This window comes from Ottowia pentelensis, from assembly GCF_964341695.1.
In genome coordinates this window covers 693,413-713,570 of record NZ_OZ224513.1, presented here as the reverse complement: position 1 = coordinate 713,570, position 20,158 = coordinate 693,413, and the positions used below count along the sequence as shown (strand labels likewise).

The following is a 20,158-nucleotide window of genomic DNA, read 5'->3' as shown; positions in this document are numbered from 1 at the left end:
TTTCCCCGCCGCACGGCCTACTGCTTGTTCTGCACGTCGGCGTTCTCGCCCTCGCCGCCGGGCGCGTTGTCGGCGCCCAGCGACAGGATCTGGATGCCGCCGTTGGGGCCGGGGTTGGCGTAGCGGTAGGCGTTGCCCCAGGGGTCGACCGGCAGGCCGCCCTTGAGGTAGGGGCCGTTCCAGCCATTGGCCGAGGCCGGCTTGGTGACCAGCGCCTGCAGGCCCTCGGCGTTGGTGGGGTAGCGGCCGACGTCGAGCTTGAAGATTTCGAGCGCCTTGTCCAGGTCGGCGATCTGGATGGCGGCGGTCTTGCTCTTGGCGCCGCCCAGCCGGTCCATCACCGCCGGGCCGACCAGGCCGGCCAGCAGGGCGATGATGGCGATCACCACCAGCATCTCGATCAGGGTGAAGCCGCGCGCGGCGCGGGCCAGTTGACGGCGAATGAGGGATTTCATGCGGTGTTGCCTTTCAAGGGGGGGCGCTATCCGGCCAAATCGTTGATCGACAGGATGCCCAGCAGGATGGAGACGATGATGGCGGCGATGAGCGCGCCCAGCACCAGGATGAGAATGGGTTCGAGCAGGGTGAGGGCGCGCTTGATGCCGGTCTCGACCTCGCGGTCCAGCACGTCGGCCAGCTCGTTCATCATGGGGCCGATGCGCCCGGTTTCTTCGCCCACTCGGATCAGGTTGATGGCCAAAGGTTCAAACACCTGGGTGCTTTCCATGGCGCGGGTGATGCGCACGCCCTCCTTGACCTGCGGCGCCATCTTGGCCAGCGGCGCGCGCAGGTTGGCGTTGCCCACCGTCTCGGTGGCGATGTGCAGGCCGGTCAGCAGCGGCACGCCGTTGCCCAGCAGGGTGCCCAGCGAGCGCGCGAACAGGGTCAGTTCGTACTTGTAAATCAGCGGGCCGATGACGGGCAGCTTGAGCAGGCTCGCCTGCCACCAGGCGCGGCCGGCGGGCGAGCTCAGGGTGCGCCACAGCAGCCAGCCCAGCACCAGCACGACGATGCCGATCTCCAGCCCGTGCTGGCGAAAGCCCTGGCCCAGCGCCATGACGATGCGCGTGGGCAGCGGCAGCGCGTCGCCCATGCCCTTGAACAGCTTTTCGAACTGCGGCACCACGAAGCCCAGCATGCCCACCAGCGACAGCACGGCCACGCCCAGCAGGATGGCCGGGTACAGGGTGGCCGAGACCACGCTTTCGCGCAGCGCGCGCAGGCGCTCCATGTGCGCCACCAGGCGCTCCAGCACCTCGGACATCTTGCCGCTGGCCTCGCCCGAGCGCACCATGTTCAGATAAAAATCGCCGAACAGCTTGTCGTGCTTGGCCAGCGCGCGCGAGAAGGTGGCGCCGCCCTTGACGTCTTCAAGCACGCCCTGCAACAACTGTTGCACGCGCGGCTTGGCGCTCATCTCGATCAGCACGCGCAGCGCGTTGTCCAGCGCCAAGCCGGCGCGCAGCATGATCGACAGCTCGCTGGTGAAGGCCAGCACGTCGGCGCGGTTGACCGGGCCCTTGTCGATGCGCCGCGTGCGCCCGCCCACGGTGATCGCGCCGGCAGCCGCGGCGCTCTCGACCTTGAGCGGCGTCAGGCCACGCTCGCGCAGCTGGCGCAGCACGGCATCGGCGGCGGCGGCCTGGCTGCGGCCTTCGACCAGTTGCCCGTCGGCCTGGGCGGCGCGCCATGCGAACTCAGGCATCAGCCCTCACCCTGGTCCTGCGTGACGCGCAGCAACTCGTCCAGGCTGGTGACACCGGCCGCCACCTTGCGCAGGCCGTCCTCGTACAGGCTGTGCATGCCGGCGTGCATGGCCAGGGTGTGCAGGCTGCTCGCGTCCCGCCCCTGCAGGATGGCGCTGCGCAGGGCTTCGTCGACCACCAGCAGCTCGTGGATGCCGGTGCGGCCCTGGTAGCCGGTGCCGCGGCAATGCTCGCAGCCCTTGGCCTCGTACATGGGCTGGCCGGCGGGCAGAAAGCGCCCCAGGCCCGAGTCTTTCAGCAGCTCGGGTGCGGGCTGCACCGGCGCCTTGCAGTGCGGGCACAGGCGGCGCACCAGGCGCTGGGCCAGCACGCCGTTGACGGTGGAGGTGATGAGGTAGCGCTCGACGCCCATGTCCTGCATGCGGATGACGGCGCTGGCGGCCGTGTTGGTGTGCAGGGTGGACAGCACCAGGTGGCCGGTCAGGGACGATTGCACGGCGATCTGCGCCGTCTCGCCGTCGCGCATCTCGCCGATCATGATGATGTCCGGGTCCTGGCGCAGGATGGAGCGCAGGGCGTTGGCGAAGGTCAGGTTGATCTGGGTGTGAACCTGGATCTGGTTGATGCCGGCCATCTGGTATTCGACCGGGTCTTCGACCGTGATGATTTTTTGCGAGGCGGCGTCGAGCTCGGCCAGCGCGGCGTAGAGCGTGGTGGTCTTGCCCGAGCCGGTGGGCCCCGTCACCAGCAGGATGCCGTGCGGGCGGTGCACCAACTGGTGAAAGCGCTCCAGCGTGTCGGGCGCGAAGCCCATGTCGCCCAGGCCGAAGCGCACGCTGGCGCGGTCGAGCACGCGCATGACCACGCTCTCGCCGTACACGGTGGGCACGGTGGAGACGCGTAAATCCAGCTCGCGCCCCTTGACGCGGGTCTTGATGCGTCCGTCCTGCGGCAGGCGGCGCTCGGCGATGTCCAGGTGCGCCAGCAACTTGACGCGCGAGCTGACGGCCGCGCCCTGCCCCGCCGGCACCACCTCGCCGGGGTGCAGCACGCCGTCGACGCGGTAGCGCACGTGCAGGCCGTCGTCGAAGGGCTCCAGGTGGATGTCGGAGGCGCGCAGCTCGATCACGCGCCCGATCAGGCTGTTGACCAGGCGGATGACCGGCGCCTCGCTGGCCAGGTCGCGCAGGTGCTCGACGAAGTCGCCCGCGCCCTCCTCGTCCAGCGCGCCGTCGTCGCCGGTCTCGGCCGCGGCCTCTTCCTGCTGGCGCTGCAGCGCCTTGTCGATGTCCGAGGGCAGGCCCACGGCCGGGTGCACCGCCAGTCCGGTGGTCAGGTGCAGCGCCTTGAGCACGAAGGCGTCCTGCGGCGCGCGCATGACGACGTCGAGCCGGCCGTCCTCGGCACGCAGCGGCAGCACGTGGTGGGTTTTCAGGAACTCGGGCAGCAGGCCGGGCAGTTCGGGCGGCGCCTCGGCAAACGCCTCGGCGGCCACGAAGGGCAGGCCCAGGTGCTCGGCCAGCGCATGCGCGGCGTCGGGCTCGGACACCAGGCCCAGGCTGACCAGCACGCCATCCAGCGCGCCGCCCATCTCCTGCTGCGCCGCCAGCGCCCGCTCCAGGTCGCGCGGCGTGAGCTTGCCGGCGCGCACCAGCAGCTGGCCGTAGGCGGGCCAGCTCAGCGCCGCGACGGGGTCGGTCTGAGGCGTGAGCTCGGCGGTGTTCGGTGGTTCAGTCATGAGCAAAAAATCCCCGGTGGAACGCGCATCATGTGTCGGCAAGCGCGAATTTTACGGGTCAGGGCTGGGCGCCGGCACCATCGGTTCGCGCCTGCGCACGCCCGGCTCAAGCACGGGCTGGGTGCCGAAGGGACCCGCCTGCACGCGCCGCGTGAAACGTTCGCGCAAATCGGAGACGGGTTTCTCGAAAATGTGGAACACGAGCGCCGACAGCGCCAGCACCAGCACCAGCCACAGCGGCACCATCCAGCCGACGTGGATGCCCAGATCAAGCCCCAGAGCCTTAGCAAAGTGGACCATCAGAAGCATCAGGGGAAAGTGGCACAGATACACCGAGTATGAATAGTCGCCCATGCGCGCGGCCAGCCAGCGCAGGCCGGGAACGCCGGCACGCTGGCTGGCCAACCAGGGCAGGATCAGCACGATGCCAACGCCGGGCGCGGCGATCAGCGCCAGGTCATTGAAGCGCCCGCCGGCAAAGCCGCGCCAGTCGATCAACATGAAGTAGAACATGGCGGCCGCGGCACCAATCGTCAAGGTCAGGCCCAGCAGGGCCTTGGCACCTTGCCAGCTGGCCCACCACCGGGGATGCCAGCGGCTGAGGATGGCGGCCACCACGCCCCAGCCCGTGGCGTCCAGGTGCATCAGCGTGACGCGTCTGATGTCGTCATCCCACTGGAAAAAGTGCGCTGATGGCGTGACCACGGTGCGCAACACGCTGGGCACCCCGATCAAAAGGCCGGCGACGATCCAGAACAGTTGACGGCGCTCCAACCGGGTCAGCAGCGCCGCCAGCCCCAGGAGCAGAGGCATGAGGAAGTAAAACCATTCATCCAGCGCCAGCGACCAGGCTTCGGCAAAAAACAGCGGCTTGACCTGAGCTGAGGCCAGGTTTTGCGAGAACAGCGCAAACGACCAAGCGAAACGCCCTTCCTCGACGCCCCACCACGCCAGTAGCGCATTGACCAGCAAGAACAGGTAATAGTTGGGAATGGTGCGAAACCAGCGGCGCAGCCAGAAGTCGCGCGCGCTGGCGCCCCAGCCGCCTCGCGTCTCGAAACTGCGGATCATCATCGACCCAATCAGGAACCCGCTGAGCACGAACAGCCATTCGATGGAAAACACGGCACAGGCACTGAGAGCAGCACGCCAACCCTCCCATCTGGATAGGCCGGGGCCAACGAAAAAGCCCAGGAAACCGTGGTTCATCAGCACCACGCTGATGGCAATCGTGCGCAACAGGTCGAGGCCGAAGTTGCGTTGATAGCGGGGGCTGGACTGGACTGGATTCATGGACGATGGATGGATTCTGGCCGATCAGCTTCCGCGGGCAGGCGCACGCGCCACGCCCGCCAGGCCGGCGAACGCCACAGGCGCAGCAGGCTGCCGGCGTGCCAGACGAGCGGCTGCAGATGCCGCCGGCTGGCGCGCTGCGCCGCGTGCTCGACGACGGCGGCGTCGGCACGCGCCAGCCGCCAGCCCGCCAGTTGCAGGCGCAAGCACAGGTCGACGTCCTCGCAATACATGTGGAAGCCTTCGTCGAATCCGTGCACCTCGGTCCATGCCGCGCGGCGCAGCAGCAGGAACGCGGCGTTGACCCAGTCGGGCGACTGCCCGGGCGCCAGCTCGCGGGCACGGCGCAGCAGGTGACGGCGCAGCAGGCGCGCCGGCGTGGGGGCAAGGCGCTCATGGTCTTGCAGGCGGCCGGCCGCGTCGAGCTGGACCGGGTAGGCCGCGCCGATGCGGGCGTCGGTCTGCAGCGCCGCAACCAAGGCCTCGAACGGGTTGGCGCGCAGTCGCAGGTCGGGATTGAGCACCGCCAGCAGCGCGGACGCGCCCAGGCGGGCGTCGCGCTCGAAGGCCCGGTTGTGGTTGGCGCCAAAGCCGGCGGGGCGGGCGTTGGGCAGCCATTCGACCTCGAACGGCCAGTGCCGGCCCTGCAAGGGCGCGACCCGCTGGGGCTCGGGCACGTTGAGCGTGACGATGACGCGCCGCGGACGCGGCCCGGCCAGGCCCGCCAGGTCATCCAGCAACTGGGCCAGCTGCGCGCCATGGCCATGGCTGACGATGGAGGCGGTGATGTCCATGCGCGCCGCGCGATCGCTCAAGCCGGCAGCTCGGCCTGTGCCAGCGGCGGCGCGGCCCGGTCCTTGGCCGACAGCAGCGGCGCCGTGATGCCGTGCGCGGCCAAAGGCCAGGCAACGCCCACGGCCGGGTCGTTCCAGGCGATGGCGCGCTCGTGCTCGGGCGCATAGTAGTCGCTGGTCTTGTAGAGAAAATCGGCGCTGTCGCTGAGCACCAGAAAGCCATGTGCCAGGCCGGGCGGAACCCACAGCTGCCGCTGGTTGTCGGCGCTCAGCTCGACGCCCACCCAGCGGCCAAACGTGGGCGAAGCGCGGCGGATGTCCACCGCGACGTCGAACACCGCGCCCGCCACCACACGCACCAGCTTGCCCTGCGGCTGCCGCAGCTGGTAGTGCAGGCCGCGCAGCACGCCCTTGGCGGAGCGGCTGTGGTTGTCCTGCACGAAATCGGCATCCAGGCCGGTGGCCGCGGCAAACGCGCGGCGGTTGTAGCTTTCCATGAAAAAGCCGCGCGCATCGCCGAACACCCGCGGCTCCAGGATCAGTACCCCGTCGATCGAGGTCGTCAGCACGTTCATGCGCGGCGCTCCGGCGCCGGCCCGCGCAGCAGGCCCAGCAGATACTGCCCATAGCCGCTCTTGGCCAGCGGCTGGGCCAGGCGCTCCAGCTGCGCGGCGTCGATGAAGCCGCGGCGCCAGGCGATCTCCTCGGGGCAGGCCACCTTCAGGCCCTGGCGGCGCTCCAGCGTGGCGATGAACTGGCCGGCGTCCAGCAGGCTGTCGTGCGTGCCGGTGTCCAGCCAGGCGTAGCCGCGCTGCATGATCTGCACGCTAAGCTGGCCCTGCTTGAGATACGTGTCGTTGACGGTGGTGATCTCCAGCTCGCCGCGCGCGCTCGGCTGGATCGACTTGGCGATGTCGAGCACCTGCGCGTCGTAGAAGTACAGGCCGGTGACGGCGTAGCTGCTGCGCGGCTGCGTGGGCTTTTCCTCGATGCTGATGGCGCGGCCGGCGGCGTCGAACTCGACCACGCCGTAGCGCTCGGGGTCGTGCACGTGGTAGGCGAACACGGTGGCGCCCTCGCTGCGCGCGTCGGCGTTGGACAGCAGGGTCTCGAAGTCGTGGCCGTAGAACAGGTTGTCGCCCAGCACCAGCGCGCTGGGGGCGCCGCCGACAAAGGACTCGCCGATGATGAAGGCCTGCGCCAGGCCGTCGGGGCTGGGCTGCACGGCGTACTGCAGGTTGACGCCCCAGGCGCTGCCGTCGCCCAGCAGCTGCTGAAAGCGCGGCGTGTCCTGCGGCGTGCTGATGACCAGGATGTCGCGCATGCCGGCCAGCATCAGCGTGGCCAGCGGGTAATAGATCATGGGCTTGTCGTACACCGGCAGCAGCTGCTTGCTGATGGCCAGCGTGGCCGGGTGCAGGCGGGTGCCGGAGCCGCCGGCCAGGATGATGCCTTTGCGTGATGGGGTCATGGGGCTTGAAGGATTTCTTGCAGCATGCGGCGCACGCCGTCTTGCCAAGGCGGCAGGGTCAGGTCGAAGGCGGCCTGCAGCTTGCGCGTGTCCAGGCGCGAATTGTGCGGCCTCTGTGCTGGGGTGGGGTAGTCGGCGGTGGCGATGGGGGCGATGTCTTTTACTACTAATTTAATAGCTGATTGCGCTTGTCTCGCCTGGGCAAACACGTATTTTGCATAGGAGAACCAGCTCGTCTCGCCGGCCGCCGCCAGGTGATAGATGCCGGCCTTGCCGGGCTGGCGCAGCACCTGGGCGAGGGCGTGGGCACTGACATCGGCGATCAGCTCGGCGCCAGTGGGCGCGCCCCACTGATCGTCGATCACGCTCAAGTGCTCGCGCTCGGCGCCCAGGCGCAGCATGGTGCGGGCGAAGTTGCCGCCGCGCGCGGCATAGACCCAGCTGGTGCGCAGGATGAGATGCGCGCAGCCCGACTGCACGATGGCCTGCTCGCCCGCCAGCTTGGTGCGGCCGTAGACGCTCAGGGGGCCGGTGGCGTCGTCCTCGCGCCAGGGGCGCTCGCCGCTGCCGTCGAACACGTAGTCGGTGCCGTAATGCAGCAGCAGCGCGCCGCAGGCCGCGGCCGTGCGCGCCAGCACGGCGGGGGCCTGGGCGTTGATGCGCTCGGCCAGCGCAGGCTCGGCTTCGGCGCGGTCGACCGCGGTGTAGGCGCCGGCGTTGACGATCACCCGCGGCCGCAGCGCACGCACGGTGGCGGCCAGGCCCTCGGCATCGGCCAGGTCGCCGCACAGCCCATCGGCGCCGTGGCGATCCAGCGCGATCACCTGGCCCAGCGGCGCCAGGCTGCGGCGCAGCTCCCAGCCGAGCTGGCCGTTGGGGCCCAGCAGCAGGATCTTCATGCGCCCGCAGCCGCGCCGTACTGCGTGGCCACCCAGTCGCGGTAGGCGCCGGACTGCACTTGGGCCACCCAGTCGGGGTGGTCCAGATACCACTGCACGGTCTTGCGGATGCCGGTGTCGAAGGTCTCCGCCGGGCGCCAGCCCAGTTCGCGCTCGATCTTGCGCGCGTCGATGGCGTAGCGGCGGTCGTGGCCAGGGCGATCCTGGACGTAGGTGATCTGCGTGGCGTAGGGCCGGCCGTCGGCGCGCGGGCGCAGCTCGTCGAGCAGGCGGCAGACGGTGTGCACGATCTCGAGATTGGGCTTTTCGTTCCAGCCGCCGACGTTGTAGGTCTCGCCCGGCCGGCCGGCGGCCAGCACGCGGCGGATGGCGCTGCAGTGGTCGCCCACGTACAGCCAGTCGCGCACCTGCTGGCCGTCGCCGTAGACCGGCAGCGGCTTTCCGGCGAGGGCGTTGACGATCATCAGCGGGATCAGCTTTTCGGGAAAGTGATAGGGCCCGTAATTGTTGGAACAGTTGGTGGTCAGCACCGGCAGGCCGTGCGTGTGGTGCCAGGCGCGCACCAGGTGGTCGCTGGCGGCCTTGCTGGCGCTGTAGGGGCTGTTGGGCTCGTAGCCGTGCTGCTCGGTGAAGGCCGGGGCATCCGGCGCCAGGCTGCCGTAGACCTCGTCGGTGGACACGTGCAGGAAGCGGAAGTCCGCCTGCCGCTCGACCGGCAGGGTGCCCCAGTGGGCCCGCACCGCCTCCAGCAGCTGGAAGGTGCCGACGATGTTGGTGGCGATGAACTCGCCCGCGCCGTGGATGGAGCGGTCGACATGGCTTTCGGCCGCGAAGTTGAGCACCGCGCGCGGCTGATGCTCGGCCAGCAGGCGCGCCACCAGCGCCCGGTCGCCGATGTCGCCCTGCACGAAGACATGGCGCGCATCGCCCTGCAGGCCCGCCAGGTTGGCGCGGTTGCCGGCATAGGTCAGCTTGTCGAGGTTGACGATGGGCTCATGGCCCGCGGCCAGCCAGTCGAGCACGAAGTTGCTGCCGATGAAGCCGGCGCCGCCGGTAACCAGAATCATGGTGTGGACCTTCTTTGACTCGCGATGTCGCGCAGCGGAACATCCGAGGCGATGACGGATCTTTTCAAGCCGTGAATTATCTTGCAAGCCCGATGCAGCACCCGAAATCGGATAATGGATGCTCCGCACTTGTCGTCTAGTGAACCGAGATCAACGCCATGGCCACTCCGTCGCCAAAAAGCCGCAACAAGGCATCGTCAGCCAAGCCACCTAATGCCGTACAGGAGCCGGCGCACAATATCTGGCTTGCTGGCCTGGGCGCGCTGGCCAGCGCTCAGGCAAATGCTCAGTCCGAAGGGACCAAGGCATTCGAGGCGCTGGTCAAGCAGGGCATGGAAATGCAGGAGCGCTCGCAGGCGTTGGCAAAACAGCAGTGGGCCGAAGCGGCGCAGCGCATCGGCGAATTGACGACGGGTGCATCTGGCTCGACGGGCTCTTGGGATCGCTTGGGCGGGATTTTTGAGGGTCGGGTCGCGCGCGCGCTGGCCAACCTGGGGATGCCGTCCACGGAGGAAATCAAGCAATTGACCCGGCGCGTCGAGGCGCTTGAACGTGCGCTGCAACCCTCTGGCACCGTAGGGCCGGAAGCGGCTAACACGGTGACGCCCAAACCCCGCCGCAACGCGCGCCGAGCATCCTGAAGGCCGGGCTTCCGCGATGCGTACCGGGCGCTGCCCTCGCCGAGTTTCACAACGCGATGCCTGCGACAACGCCGTGACGACTTCATTATTCGTGCCGCCCCCGTGATTTCCACCGCTGCATTGTCATTTTCCACATCGTCCGCCACGACCCGCCGTCAACTGGCATTGACGACGCTGCTGGTGCTGGCCGTCCATGCGGCCTTGTTGCTAGAACTGCCACGTTGGGGCCACAGCGACCAAGCCAGCGCGAGCGGCGGCGTCTTCACCACACGGATGGTGGCCCTGCCCGCTCCTGCGAAAGAACCAAGCCCTGCGGCTGCGGAGCACGAACCATTGTCTGCGCCCGCTCCGCCCCCCGAGGTTAGGCCGGAATCACAGCGCCACGCTCCAACGCCAACCAAGCGCGTGCCAGCGAGGAGCAGTGCCGCGGTTTCAGCCGAGTCGACCAGTCGGCCAAGAGCAGCAGTCACTGCGCCGGCCACCGCTGCGCGTGCGGGGCCGGTGCCCGCTGGCAACGGCAGCAGCAGCGCCGACGCCGACCTGCTGGTGTCCAAGCCCAGCGGACCAGTCAGTGGTCCGTTCAACGTCGCATCGATCGAACCTCCGCTGTCGGAACAGGAGGCCAGCGCGGCGGCCCGCTTGTGGGCGCAAGGCTCGGACGACGCGCCGGTTCATGTGCCGCGCGCCGCCGAGCTGACCTATCTCAGTCTGGGCAGCATCGGAGGCCAGGCGTTTGAAGTGGCCAGCACACTGGCCTGGCGCCAGGACGGCCGATGGTACGACATCCGGTGGACCTTGAACGTCCCCCGGATGGGCGAGCAGTCGCGCCGCGCCTCCGGCGTGCTCACGCCACAAGGGCTGGCGCCGGCGTTGGCGCAGTGGCAGGGGCAGGGGGTCGATAGGCAGGAGTCACGATTCGACTACGACAGCCAGCGCGTGTCGTTCAGCGCCACTGGCGCCCAGGCTCCACTGGTGGCCGGCACGCAGGACCGGCTAAGCGCGTTGATCCAGCTGGGCGCACTGCTGGCAGCGGATCCGGCGCGCTACCCCGTCGGCAGCGCCATCACCCTGCCAGCCGCGCACAACCAGGGCGTGGGTGTATGGCGCTTCGCAATCGTGGCCGACGAAACCGTTCCCGCGCTGGGCGGCAAGGCGGTTGCGGCCGTCCACTTGTCGCACATTCCGACCGGTGACCAAAGCGCGCAAGTCGACATCTGGCTGGGGCGTGCACTCGACTATCTGCCGGTGCGCTTGCGCATCACCGAGGCCAATGGGGATCACGTCGACTACGAGCTGCAGACGGCCTACGCCCGGCCGACGCCGACCACGGCCACCCGCCCGGTTGCGCGCACCGATGCCGGACACACCCCATGACCCGCAAGGCCCCCCGCCGCACCGCCGAGCGCATCCTGGCCACCTCGCTGGAGCTGTTCAACCGCTTCGGCGAGCCCAACACCTCCACCTCGATGATCTCGGCCGAGCTGCGCATCAGCCCGGGCAACCTGTACTACCACTACCCGTCCAAGGACGAGCTGATCAACACGCTGTTCGGCCAGTACGAACACGCCGCCACCGAGCTGTTGGCCGCCGCCGAGGACGTGCGCGACGTCGAGGACGCGTGGTTCTTCCTGCACTCGCTGTTCGAGCTGATCTGGCAGTACCGCTTTTTTTACCGCGACCTCAACCACCTGCTGTCGCGCAACCGCCGGCTGGAGACGCACTTTCCGGCCCTGCTGATGCGCAAGAAAAGCGCCCTGCGCGCGCTGCTCGACCACCTGCCCACCGGCGCGCCCGCCGCGCCGCCCAGCGCCGAGACCGAGCGCCGCCAGGACGCCCTGGCCGCCAGCATGGTGGTGGTGCTGACCTACTGGCTCAGCTACGAATACGTGCTGCAGCCGCGCAGCGCCATGGAGCCCGAGAACGCCCAGGACGCGCTGCTGCGCGGCGCCTACCACGTGATGAGCCTGCTGCTGCCGCACCTGGGCGACGCGGCGCGTGCGCACCTGACGGGCCTGCTGCAGGCCTATCAGGCGCCACCCTTGCCCTAACATGCCGCCATCTCCACCCCTGCCCTGACCCAAGCCATGTCCGACCTCAAAGCCCGCTTCGAACAAGCCTTTGCCGATTCGCAAAAGCTCGCCACCCGGCCCGACAACGCCACCCTGCTCAAGCTGTACGCCGCCTACAAGCAGGCCACCGAGGGCGACAACAAGCGCGACAAGCCCGGCTTTGCCGACCTGGTGGCGCGCGCCAAGTGGGACGCCTGGAAGAAGCTGGAAGGCACCCCCACCGACGAGGCCATGCAGCAGTACCTGGACCTGTTCGAGAGCCTGCGCTGACAGCCGCTCAGGACGGCGGCGCGGCGGCCGGCGCCAGCGCCCGCAGGCGCGCGTCGCGCTCGTCCTTGGGCAGCGCCCCCAATTCGCGCACGGCGGCGTAAAAGCGCGGCCAGTCGTCCCCCCCTTGCGCGAACAGCGCCTCGAAGGCCGGTACCCAGCCGTCGTAGGCGGCCTGCAGCGCAAAGGCGGCGTTGTTGGCCTGAGCCACCCAGCGGTCGTAGCCGTCGAAGGGTGTGCCGGCCGCGGCCCAGCGCGCCTTCAGCGCCTGGTAGCGCGTGCGAAAGCGCTGCATCGCTTCTGATTTCATAGTTAGTCGCGCTTGCTGCGTGCGGGCTGGAGCCTTGTTTTTGTCATAAATGGCGCTCAGCTCGGCGCGCGTGGCGTGGGTGAGTTGGCGAAAGTCGTGCTGGCGCTGCTGCGCCAGTGCGTCGGCGCGCCGCGCTGCGGCATCGCCGTGCCGCGCCAGCCAGCGCGCCGCGCCCAGGGCAGCCACGGCCGTGGCGTAGGACTCGTTGAAGGCGGTGTCGCCGGCCAGGTAGAACTTCTGGTGCGCCAGCTCGTGAAACACGATGCGCGCCAGCGCCGCGTCGGGGTAATGGATGACGGTGGACAAGAGCGGATCGCCGCCCAGCCAGTTCAGCCAGCCCAGGGTGGAATACATGGGCACGCCGTACACCGTCACATCCAGCGCGTCCTGCGTGCGCAGTTGCCGGCCCAGCGCCTGCGCCGCGGCCTCGTCGAAGTAGCCGCGATAGCCCACGCAGCCGAGCACGACGAAGCACCAGCGCTTGAGCGTGAGCGAATCCACCGGCGCGGCCGCCACGTTCCACACCGCGGCCGCGCGGTGGATGTCGGCGTAGCGGCGGTAACTGGCGTTGTCCGGCAGGTCCAGCTCGGTCACGGCATAGCTGCGCAGGCGCTGCGCCAGCGCCAGCCGCGCCTTCAGGGGCGCGGGCGTGGCGGGGTCGCGCAGCCAGTCGTCGATGGGGCGCGCGGCCTGCATCAGCGCCAGCTGCCCGCCGATGGCCTGGGCGTAATAACCCACCGTGCTGCAGCCGGCCAGCAGCGCCAGCGCGCCGGCCAGCAGCAGGGCGCGCCCGAGGCGGCGCCAGCGCGAGACGGGATGAAGCGTGAGGAGCATGTCGGGCGCGATTGTCCATCGCCGACGCGGCGGGCCGCCCGATGGCCAAACGCCCCCCAGACGGCTAGACTGCCGCCATGAACCTCATCGAACCCATCCTGGCGCAAGCCGCGGCCATCACCCAATTGCGGCGCGACATCCACGCTCACCCCGAGCTGTGCTTCGAGGAAGTGCGCACCGCCGACCTGGTGGCAGCCAAGCTGGGCGAGTGGGGCATTCCCATCCACCGCGGCCTGGGCACCACGGGCGTGGTCGGCATCGTGCACGGGCGCGACGGCGGCCAGTCGGGCCGCGCCATCGGCCTGCGCGCCGACATGGACGCGCTGCCCATGACCGAGTTCAACACCTTCGAGCACGCCAGCCAGACGCACGGCAAGATGCACGCCTGCGGCCACGACGGCCACACCGCCATGCTGCTGGCGGCGGCCCAGCATTTCGCGCAGCACCGCGACTTCGACGGCACGGTCTACCTGATCTTCCAGCCGGCCGAGGAAGGCGGCGGCGGCGCGCGCGAGATGATCAAGGACGGGCTGTTCACGCAGTTTCCGATGGAGGCCGTATTCGGCATGCACAACTGGCCGGGCATGGCCGTGGGCAGCTTCGCCGTCTCGCCCGGGCCGGTCATGGCCTCGAGCAACGAGTTCAAGATCACCATCACCGGCAAGGGCGGGCACGCGGCGCTGCCGCACATGGGCATCGATCCGGTGCCCATCGCCTGCCAGGTGGTGCAGGGCTTTCAGACCATCATCTCGCGCAACCGCAAGCCGGTGGACGCGGGCGTGATCTCGGTCACCATGATCCACGCCGGCGAGGCCACCAACGTCATTCCCGACGCCTGCGAGATCCAGGGCACGGTGCGCACCTTCACCTACGAGACGCTGGACCTGATCGAGCGGCGCATGCGGGAGGTGTCCGAAGGCGTGGCCGCCGCCTTCGGCGCGCAGTGCACGTTCGAGTTCGTGCGCAACTATCCGCCCACCGTCAACACCGCCTACGAGGCCGACTTCTGCCGCCAGGTGATGGCCGGCATCGTCGGCGCCGAGCAAGCGCTGGCGCAGGAACCCACCCTGGGCGCCGAGGACTTCGCCTACATGCTGCAGGCCAAGCCGGGCGCCTATTGCTTCATCGCCAACGGCTCGGGCGCGCACCGCGGCCGCTACGCCGGCGGCGGCCACGACGCCGGCCCCTGCACCCTGCACAACCCGCACTACGACTTCAACGACGAGCTGATCCCGCTGGGCGCCACCTACTGGGTGCAGCTGGCGCAGGCCTGGCTGGGGCACACACCACCGGCCGACCGCCCCATGCCGGGCAAGGCTTGATTGCCCCCTCTCCCTCGGGGAGAGGCTTGGGGTGAGGGCCAGCGGCGCTTCGCTCCTCACCGATCCGTCCCTTCGACCCGCCATGCTCCCCATCCCCGCCGCCTTCGCCGCCCGCTACGCCCAGGCGCGCGTCAAGTTTCTCGAAGCCGCCGCCAGCGCCGGCACGCAGATCGAGTCGCTGAACCACCCCCTGCCCGGCGCCGAGGGCGAGACCCTGGCGCTGGACGTGGCCCGCGACGGCGAGCCGCGGGCCGAGCGCCTGCTGATCGTCAGCAGCGCCTGCCATGGCGTGGAAGGCTTTTGCGGCAGCGGCGTGCAGGTGTTCGCCCTGCACGACGCCGACTGGCGCGCCAAGGCGCGCGACGCCGGCGTGACGGTGCTGTACCTGCACGCGCTCAACCCCTGGGGCTTTTCGCACGGGCGCCGCGTGACGCAGGAAAACGTCGACCTGAACCGCAACTTCCACGACTTCAGCCGCCCGCTGCCCGTCAACGCCGCCTACGCGCGCGTGCATGCGCTGCTGCTGCCCGCCACCTGGCCGCCGGACGCCGACAACCGGGCCGCCGTGCAGGCCTTCATCGCGCGCGATGGCCTGCCGGCGTGGCAGGCGGCCATTTCGGGCGGGCAGTACGACTTTGCCGACGGCCTGTTCTACGGCGGGCGCGCGCCCACCTGGAGCAACCAGGCCGTGCGCCAGCTGCTGGCCCGGCACGCCACATCGGCGCGGCGTGTGGGCTGGATCGATCTGCACACCGGCCTGGGGCCGAGCGGCGTGGGCGAGCGCATCCACGCCGACCGCAACGACCCCGCCGCGCTGGCGCGCGCGCGCCGCTGGTGGGGCGAGCAGGTGACCTCCATCTACGACGGCTCCTCGTCCAGCCCGGTGCTGACCGGCCTGTTGTGGGAGAGCCTGCGCGACGCCGCGCCGCAGGCCGAATACACCGGCATCGCCATCGAATACGGCACCGAGCCCATCGCCGAGGTGCTGGACGCCCTGCGCGGCGACCATTGGCTGGCCCAGCATCCCGAGGCGCCGGCCGCGCTGGCGGCCAGCATCAAGGCGCGCATGTTGAAGGCCTTCTACACCGACACCGACGCCTGGAAGGGGCAGGTCATCAGCCAGGCGCGGCAGGCGCTGTTTCAGGCGGTGGACGGCCTGGCCGGCTGATGTTCAAACGCCGCCGTGCAGGGCCTCGCGCTCCTGCGCGATGACCAGCAGGCCGTCGAAGATCAGGTTTTCCACCAGCTCGTAGGGCCGCATCATCGAGGGCATCATCTTCCAGCCCGCGCCGCCGGTCATCAGGCACAGCGGCTCGGCGCCGCTGCGCAAGAACAGATGGCGAAACATGCGCTCGCAGGCGCCGGCAATGGCGTAGGTGCCGCCGCTGGTCAGGCCGTCGCTGGTGTTGGTCGGAAACTCCACCACCTCGCCCGTCGGCACGTGCAGGCCGGCCGTGCCGGATTCGAGCGCGCGCAGCATGATGCCGTGGCCCGGCAGGATCAGCCCGCCCAGAAAGCGGCCGCTGGCGTCGATGGCCTCCACCGTCACCGCCGTGCCCACCATCACCAGCAGGATCGGCCGCGCCGGCCCGCGCGCCAGCATGTGGTGGCGCGCGCCGATCATGGCCACCCAGCGGTCGGCGCCCAGCCGGGCCGGAAAATCGTAACCATTGGTCAGGCCGGCCTCAGCGTCGGAGGCCACCACCCAGCGCGGCTCCACCTCCCAGCGCTCCATCTGCTCGTGCACCCGGTGCTTGACGGCCTGGCCGGCGACGATGCAGCCCAGCATGCGCGTGGGCTCGGCAAACTCGGCCCAGGGGCCCTCGGCCAGGCGGTCGAGCTGCTCCAGGAACTCGGCCCCGTGCGCCAGCACGCGCGCGCCCGCGGCCGGGCGCTCGTACAGCGTCCACTTCAGCCGCGTGTTGCCGACATCGATCGCCAGAAACGTCATGGGCCTGCAATATAAGCGCTCTACCCTGCACGCCACCGAGGGTTTGCACCGCCACCGCAGCGGTTAAAGTGCAGGCCTCATCAACCGCAGACCAAAGGAGAACCGCATGGGATTGTTCAGTTTCATCAAGGAAGCCGGCGAGAAGCTGTTTGGCGCCAAGGAAGTCGAGCAGGCCGCCACCAGCGGCGCGCCCAACGTGGCCGAGCTGAACCAGAAGGCCGCCGACGCCATCAAGACCTACATCGAGCAGCAGAACCTGGGCGTGATCGGCCTGGACGTGGGCTTTGACGGCGCCAGCGGCAAGGTCACCCTGGCCGGCAGCGCGCCCAGCCAGGAAGCCGCCGAAAAGGCCGGCCTGGCCGCCGGCAACGTGGCCAGCGTGAGCGGCGTCGACAACAACCTGCAGTACCCCGCCGGCACCGCCTCGCAATACCACGACGTGGTGCGCGGCGACACGCTGTCGGCCATCGCCAAGAAGTACTACGGCGACGCCAACAAGTACCCCGTCATCTTCGAAGCCAACAAGCCCATGCTGACGCACCCGGACAAGATCTACGTGGGACAAAAGCTGCGCATTCCGGCGCTTTGACCGTAGACTCGCTCCAAGGCGAGCCCTTTTCCCCCAAAGACGGCGCCTTCGGGCGCCGTTTCACATCCCCGAGTCGACACTCCCATGGCCTTGTTTTCCGTCTCGACGCCGTTCGCGTCCACCCACCGCCCGCGGCGCTGGGTCCTCGTGGCCTGCGCCCTGTCCCTGGCCCTGGTGGCCTGTGGCGGCGACGGCGATCCAGCGCCCGGACCGACCCCGAATCCGACCCCGGCGCCGACGCCCGCACCGGCCCCCACGCCTGCGCCCGAACCGACGCCTGAACCCCCACCCGCACCAGCGCCCGCCCCGGCACCCCATGCCGGGCAGTGGCTCGACACCGTGCCGGGCATCGAGATCAGCGCATCGGCCATCGACGCGGCCCTGGCCACCCAGCAATCCAAGGTGCCCGAGATTCCGGCGCGCTACGCCGTCAGCACCTATCGCCTGCGCTATCTGACCGAAGACGCCGACGGCGCGCTGGTGCAGGCCTCCGGCCTGGTGGCGCTGCCCCAGAAAGCCGCTGGCGCGCGCAGCCCCGTCATCAGCTACCAGCACGCCACCACGTTCGAGAACGCCAGCGCCCCCTCGCTCAAGCTGGAGCCGGGCGAGCCCCCCATCGTGCTGGCCTCGCAGGGCTACATCGTGGTGGCGGCCGACTACGTGGGTTTCGGCCAAAGCCAGGGCACGCCGCACCCCTACCTGCTGTCGCGCCCGACGGCACGCGCCGTGATCGACATGATCGAGGCCGCCCAGGCCTGGCGCGCAGCCAGCGGCGTGGCCGACAACGGCCAGCTCTACCTGGTCGGCTATTCGGAAGGCGGCTACGCCACCATGGCCGCCCAGCGCGAGATCACGCGCAGCGGCAGCCCCCTGGGCACGCAACTGCAGGCCAGCCTGCCCGCCGCCGGGCCCTACGACATGCAGGCCACGCTGGACGGCTTGCTCGCGCTGGTGCGCGACGAATATCCGGCCGTGGCCTGGATGTTGCGGCCCGGCACCCTCAGGTACCTCGGCAGCTCGGTGCGCAACGAAGTGCGCCGCGCACTGCTGCGCGAGCTGGTTCCGGGCGATGCCGACGTGCGCTACGACGCGCGCTTTCTCGATGCCTACCTGGCCGACGACCGCGACACCCTGATGCAGGAAAGCAGCGTGCACTGGGGCTGGACGCCCACGGCGCCGGTCTACCTGTTTCACGGGCGCGATGACCAGACCGTGCCCTTCGCCGCCTCGGTGTCGGCGCTGAACACCCTGCGCGCCACCGGCGGCGCGCCGGTCACGCTGCGCGAATGCAGCTCGGTCACGCCCGCCGGGCACGTGGCCTGCGTGCCGGAGTACTTCACGTACGCCCTGCAGGTGATGGCCAACACGGCGCACGGCCTGTAGTCCCGCCATGGCCCCTGCGACGCCGGGCGAAGCCCTCACCGCGCTGGATGCCAGCGCGCTGTCCGAGGCCATCCACGCCCGCCGCGCCTCGTGCCGCGAGGTGATGCAGGCCTACCAGGCGCGCATCCGGCGGCTCAACCCGCGGTACAACGCGCTGGTGTCGCTGCGCCCGGACGACGAACTGCTGGCCGAAGCCGACGCCTGCGACGCCGAACTGGCGCGGGGCCGCTCGCGCGGCTGGCTGCACGGCATCCCGCAGGCCATCAAGGACCTGACCAACGCCGCCGGCCTGCCCACCACGCTGGGCTCGCCGCTGATGCGCCACTTCATCCCGCGCGAGGACGGGCTGATGGCAGCGCGCATGAAGGCCGCCGGCTGCATCGTCGTCGGCAAGAGCAACGTGCCCGAGTTCGGTCTGGGCTCGCACACCTTCAACCCGGTGTTCGGCACCACGCTGAATGCCTTCGACCGCCGCAAGTCCGCCGGCGGCTCCAGCGGCGGCGCGGCCGTGGCGCTGGCGCTGCGCCTGCTGCCGGTGGCCGACGGCTCGGACTTCATGGGCAGCCTGCGCAACCCCGCGGCGTGGAACAACGTGTTCGGCTTTCGCCCCTCGCAGGGCCGCGTGCCCATGTGGCCGGCGCAGGACGTGTGGGTCAGCCAACTGGGCACCGAAGGCCCCATGGGCCGCAGCGTGCGCGACGTGGCGCGACTGCTGGCCACCCAGGCCGGATGGTCGCCGGATTCTCCTCTTTCGATAGCTGGCAGCGCACAACTGGCGGGCGCTGAAGGCATATTCGACCCAAAGAAGGCCCGCATCGGCTGGCTGGCCGACCTGGACGCCTACCTGCCCATGGCGCCGGGCATCCTGGACGGTTGCGCCACCGCCCTGCGCCGCCTGGAAGGCCTGGGCTGCACCGTCGAACCGGCGCGCCTGGGCCTGCCGCCCGAGCGCGTGTGGGACGCCTGGCTGGTGTGGCGCCGCGTGCTGGTGGCCGCGCGCATCGCGCCCTTTCTGCTCAAGGACAGCAACCGCGCCCACATCAAGCCCGAGGCGCTGTGGGAACACGAGCAGGCGCAGGGCTGCAGCGCCGCGCAGTTCATGGCCGCCAGCGTCACGCGCACGCAGTTCCACCAGCAGATGCTGAAACTGTTCGAGCGCCACGACTTCCTGGCCCTGCCGACGACCCAGGTCTGGCCCTTCGACGCCGCCGAGCGCTGGCCGCGCCAGATCGCCGGCCGCGCCATGGACACCTACCACCGCTGGATGGAGGTGGTGATCTACGCCACCTTCGCCGGCCTGCCGTGCATCAGCGTGCCGGCGGGCTTCAACGAGGTCGGCTTGCCGCTGGGCCTGCAACTCATCGGCCGGCCGCTGGACGATGCGGGCGTGTTGCGGTTGGCCGAAGCGTATGAACAGGTGATTGGAGACTGGCTGGCGGTGGAGCCGCCGACTCCGACGGATTGATGGCTTGCTCCCTCGCCCTTTGGGGAGAGGGTGGGGGTGAGGGGCTTGCGGCGTTGGATGCGCGGGCTGGCCGGGATGTGCGCCCGGCGGCGCACCTTCTTTTCTTTGCGTCGCCAAAGAAAAGAAGGCAAAAGAAAGGCGACCCCACTGGCCGTGTCCCTGCGCTGCGCTGCGGGCAACCTGCGATGCTCGCGTCTGGGGCGGTGCTGCGGAACTCGCTGCGCGCTGCGCGCTTCGCTCAGACAACCGCAGCAAGTCAGAACACGAAGCATGGGCATGCTGCGCTGCCCATGCCCGCCCCAGCCGCTGCGCTTCTCGGCACGGCCAGAGGGGATTTCAAAGCCGGGGCCGAGCGCAGC

General features: G+C 69.7%; 20 protein-coding genes. 9 read left to right on the top strand and 11 right to left on the bottom strand.

The window, feature by feature from the left end; all coding sequences use genetic code 11:
- Positions 1-17: 17 nt before the first annotated feature.
- From gspG to rfbB, 9 genes are read right to left on the bottom strand one after another with little or no spacing between them, the layout of a single operon-like run.
- Complete coding sequence (gene gspG, locus ACWHMB_RS03395; RefSeq protein WP_293222690.1) at positions 18-455, bottom strand: type II secretion system major pseudopilin GspG; 438 nt, start codon at positions 453-455, stop codon at positions 18-20.
- A gap of 26 nt (positions 456-481) precedes the next feature.
- Positions 482-1,705 carry a type II secretion system F family protein gene (locus ACWHMB_RS03390; protein WP_377481478.1) on the bottom strand — a complete coding sequence of 408 codons (1,224 nt, stop codon included), beginning with the start codon at positions 1,703-1,705 and terminating at the stop codon, positions 482-484.
- On the bottom strand, positions 1,705-3,444 hold the full coding sequence (gene gspE, locus ACWHMB_RS03385; protein WP_377481481.1) for a type II secretion system ATPase GspE: 1,740 nt from the start codon (positions 3,442-3,444) through the stop codon (positions 1,705-1,707). The genes ACWHMB_RS03390 and gspE overlap by 1 nt, the downstream gene beginning before the upstream one ends.
- A 51-nt stretch (positions 3,445-3,495) precedes the next feature.
- Positions 3,496-4,737, bottom strand: coding sequence for an acyltransferase family protein (locus tag ACWHMB_RS03380; RefSeq protein ID WP_377481484.1), 1,242 nt, complete (start codon positions 4,735-4,737; stop codon positions 3,496-3,498).
- Positions 4,734-5,552: a glycosyltransferase gene (locus ACWHMB_RS03375; RefSeq protein WP_377516439.1), complete on the bottom strand. Its 819-nt coding sequence runs from the start codon at positions 5,550-5,552 to the stop codon at positions 4,734-4,736. The genes ACWHMB_RS03380 and ACWHMB_RS03375 overlap by 4 nt, the downstream gene beginning before the upstream one ends.
- The gene (gene rfbC, locus ACWHMB_RS03370) at positions 5,549-6,106 is read right to left on the bottom strand and encodes a dTDP-4-dehydrorhamnose 3,5-epimerase (RefSeq protein WP_377481490.1); all 558 of its coding nucleotides are present in this window, start codon (positions 6,104-6,106) and stop codon (positions 5,549-5,551) included. Before rfbC ends, ACWHMB_RS03375 begins: the two co-directional genes overlap by 4 nt.
- A complete protein-coding gene (gene rfbA / locus ACWHMB_RS03365; RefSeq protein WP_377481493.1) occupies positions 6,103-7,002 on the bottom strand; it encodes a glucose-1-phosphate thymidylyltransferase RfbA in 900 nt (299 codons plus the stop codon). Before rfbA ends, rfbC begins: the two co-directional genes overlap by 4 nt.
- A complete protein-coding gene (gene rfbD / locus ACWHMB_RS03360; RefSeq protein ID WP_377481496.1) occupies positions 6,999-7,901 on the bottom strand; it encodes a dTDP-4-dehydrorhamnose reductase in 903 nt (300 codons plus the stop codon). The genes rfbA and rfbD overlap by 4 nt, the downstream gene beginning before the upstream one ends.
- A complete protein-coding gene (rfbB, locus tag ACWHMB_RS03355) occupies positions 7,898-8,968 on the bottom strand; it encodes a dTDP-glucose 4,6-dehydratase (protein ID WP_377481499.1) in 1,071 nt (356 codons plus the stop codon). Before rfbB ends, rfbD begins: the two co-directional genes overlap by 4 nt.
- Before the next feature lie 158 nt (positions 8,969-9,126).
- Here rfbB and ACWHMB_RS03350 point away from each other — a divergent pair, with 158 nt between their 5' ends.
- From ACWHMB_RS03350 to ACWHMB_RS03335, 4 genes are all read left to right on the top strand, one after another.
- Positions 9,127-9,609, top strand: a complete 483-nt coding sequence (locus tag ACWHMB_RS03350; RefSeq protein WP_377481502.1) for a phasin family protein — start codon at positions 9,127-9,129, stop codon at positions 9,607-9,609.
- A 501-nt stretch (positions 9,610-10,110) separates the two neighbouring features.
- Entirely contained in the window at positions 10,111-10,983 is an 873-nt protein-coding gene (locus tag ACWHMB_RS03345) for a DUF3108 domain-containing protein (RefSeq protein ID WP_377481505.1), read from the top strand.
- The gene (locus tag ACWHMB_RS03340; RefSeq protein ID WP_377481508.1) at positions 10,980-11,657 is read left to right on the top strand and encodes a TetR/AcrR family transcriptional regulator; all 678 of its coding nucleotides are present in this window, start codon (positions 10,980-10,982) and stop codon (positions 11,655-11,657) included. Before ACWHMB_RS03345 ends, ACWHMB_RS03340 begins: the two co-directional genes overlap by 4 nt.
- A gap of 36 nt (positions 11,658-11,693) precedes the next feature.
- Entirely contained in the window at positions 11,694-11,948 is a 255-nt protein-coding gene (locus ACWHMB_RS03335; protein WP_377481511.1) for an acyl-CoA-binding protein, read from the top strand.
- Positions 11,949-11,955: 7 nt separating this feature from the next.
- Here ACWHMB_RS03335 and ACWHMB_RS03330 read toward each other — a convergent pair whose 3' ends face one another.
- Positions 11,956-13,089: an aminopeptidase gene (locus ACWHMB_RS03330; protein WP_377481514.1), complete on the bottom strand. Its 1,134-nt coding sequence runs from the start codon at positions 13,087-13,089 to the stop codon at positions 11,956-11,958.
- Between the two features lie 77 nt (positions 13,090-13,166).
- On the opposite strand from ACWHMB_RS03330, the gene ACWHMB_RS03325 reads away from it, so the two are divergent.
- A complete protein-coding gene (locus tag ACWHMB_RS03325; RefSeq protein ID WP_377481517.1) occupies positions 13,167-14,411 on the top strand; it encodes a M20 aminoacylase family protein in 1,245 nt (414 codons plus the stop codon).
- Between the two features lie 82 nt (positions 14,412-14,493).
- The gene (locus ACWHMB_RS03320; RefSeq protein ID WP_377481519.1) at positions 14,494-15,579 is read left to right on the top strand and encodes a M14 family metallopeptidase; all 1,086 of its coding nucleotides are present in this window, start codon (positions 14,494-14,496) and stop codon (positions 15,577-15,579) included.
- A 3-nt stretch (positions 15,580-15,582) separates the two neighbouring features.
- Here ACWHMB_RS03320 and ACWHMB_RS03315 read toward each other — a convergent pair whose 3' ends face one another.
- The gene (locus ACWHMB_RS03315) at positions 15,583-16,362 is read right to left on the bottom strand and encodes a type III pantothenate kinase (RefSeq protein ID WP_377481522.1); all 780 of its coding nucleotides are present in this window, start codon (positions 16,360-16,362) and stop codon (positions 15,583-15,585) included.
- Between the two features lie 106 nt (positions 16,363-16,468).
- On the opposite strand from ACWHMB_RS03315, the gene lysM reads away from it, so the two are divergent.
- The 3 genes from lysM (at position 16,469) to ACWHMB_RS03300 (ending at position 19,799) form a co-directional block, all read left to right on the top strand.
- Positions 16,469-16,951, top strand: a complete 483-nt coding sequence (gene lysM, locus ACWHMB_RS03310) for a peptidoglycan-binding protein LysM (protein WP_293222426.1) — start codon at positions 16,469-16,471, stop codon at positions 16,949-16,951.
- 84 nt (positions 16,952-17,035) lie between these two features.
- Positions 17,036-18,334 carry an alpha/beta hydrolase family protein gene (locus ACWHMB_RS03305; RefSeq protein WP_377481525.1) on the top strand — a complete coding sequence of 433 codons (1,299 nt, stop codon included), beginning with the start codon at positions 17,036-17,038 and terminating at the stop codon, positions 18,332-18,334.
- A gap of 7 nt (positions 18,335-18,341) precedes the next feature.
- Positions 18,342-19,799 (top strand): amidase, encoded by a 1,458-nt coding sequence (locus tag ACWHMB_RS03300; protein ID WP_377481527.1) that lies wholly within the window; start codon positions 18,342-18,344, stop codon positions 19,797-19,799.
- Positions 19,800-20,158: the final 359 nt, after the last annotated feature.

Coding starts and splice junctions, on each gene's coding strand:
- gspG (WP_293222690.1), bottom strand. CDS start 455: ATGAAATCCCTCATTCGCCGTCAACTGGCCCGCGCCGCGCGCGGCTTC.
- ACWHMB_RS03390 (WP_377481478.1), bottom strand. CDS start 1,705: ATGCCTGAGTTCGCATGGCGCGCCGCCCAGGCCGACGGGCAACTGGTC.
- gspE (WP_377481481.1), bottom strand. CDS start 3,444: ATGACTGAACCACCGAACACCGCCGAGCTCACGCCTCAGACCGACCCC.
- ACWHMB_RS03380 (WP_377481484.1), bottom strand. CDS start 4,737: ATGAATCCAGTCCAGTCCAGCCCCCGCTATCAACGCAACTTCGGCCTC.
- rfbC (WP_377481490.1), bottom strand. CDS start 6,106: ATGAACGTGCTGACGACCTCGATCGACGGGGTACTGATCCTGGAGCCG.
- rfbA (WP_377481493.1), bottom strand. CDS start 7,002: ATGACCCCATCACGCAAAGGCATCATCCTGGCCGGCGGCTCCGGCACC.
- rfbD (WP_377481496.1), bottom strand. CDS start 7,901: ATGAAGATCCTGCTGCTGGGCCCCAACGGCCAGCTCGGCTGGGAGCTG.
- rfbB (WP_377481499.1), bottom strand. CDS start 8,968: ATGATTCTGGTTACCGGCGGCGCCGGCTTCATCGGCAGCAACTTCGTG.
- ACWHMB_RS03350 (WP_377481502.1), top strand. CDS start 9,127: ATGGCCACTCCGTCGCCAAAAAGCCGCAACAAGGCATCGTCAGCCAAG.
- ACWHMB_RS03340 (WP_377481508.1), top strand. CDS start 10,980: ATGACCCGCAAGGCCCCCCGCCGCACCGCCGAGCGCATCCTGGCCACC.
- ACWHMB_RS03335 (WP_377481511.1), top strand. CDS start 11,694: ATGTCCGACCTCAAAGCCCGCTTCGAACAAGCCTTTGCCGATTCGCAA.
- ACWHMB_RS03330 (WP_377481514.1), bottom strand. CDS start 13,089: ATGCTCCTCACGCTTCATCCCGTCTCGCGCTGGCGCCGCCTCGGGCGC.
- ACWHMB_RS03325 (WP_377481517.1), top strand. CDS start 13,167: ATGAACCTCATCGAACCCATCCTGGCGCAAGCCGCGGCCATCACCCAA.
- ACWHMB_RS03320 (WP_377481519.1), top strand. CDS start 14,494: ATGCTCCCCATCCCCGCCGCCTTCGCCGCCCGCTACGCCCAGGCGCGC.
- ACWHMB_RS03315 (WP_377481522.1), bottom strand. CDS start 16,362: ATGACGTTTCTGGCGATCGATGTCGGCAACACGCGGCTGAAGTGGACG.
- lysM (WP_293222426.1), top strand. CDS start 16,469: ATGGGATTGTTCAGTTTCATCAAGGAAGCCGGCGAGAAGCTGTTTGGC.
- ACWHMB_RS03305 (WP_377481525.1), top strand. CDS start 17,036: ATGGCCTTGTTTTCCGTCTCGACGCCGTTCGCGTCCACCCACCGCCCG.
- ACWHMB_RS03300 (WP_377481527.1), top strand. CDS start 18,342: ATGGCCCCTGCGACGCCGGGCGAAGCCCTCACCGCGCTGGATGCCAGC.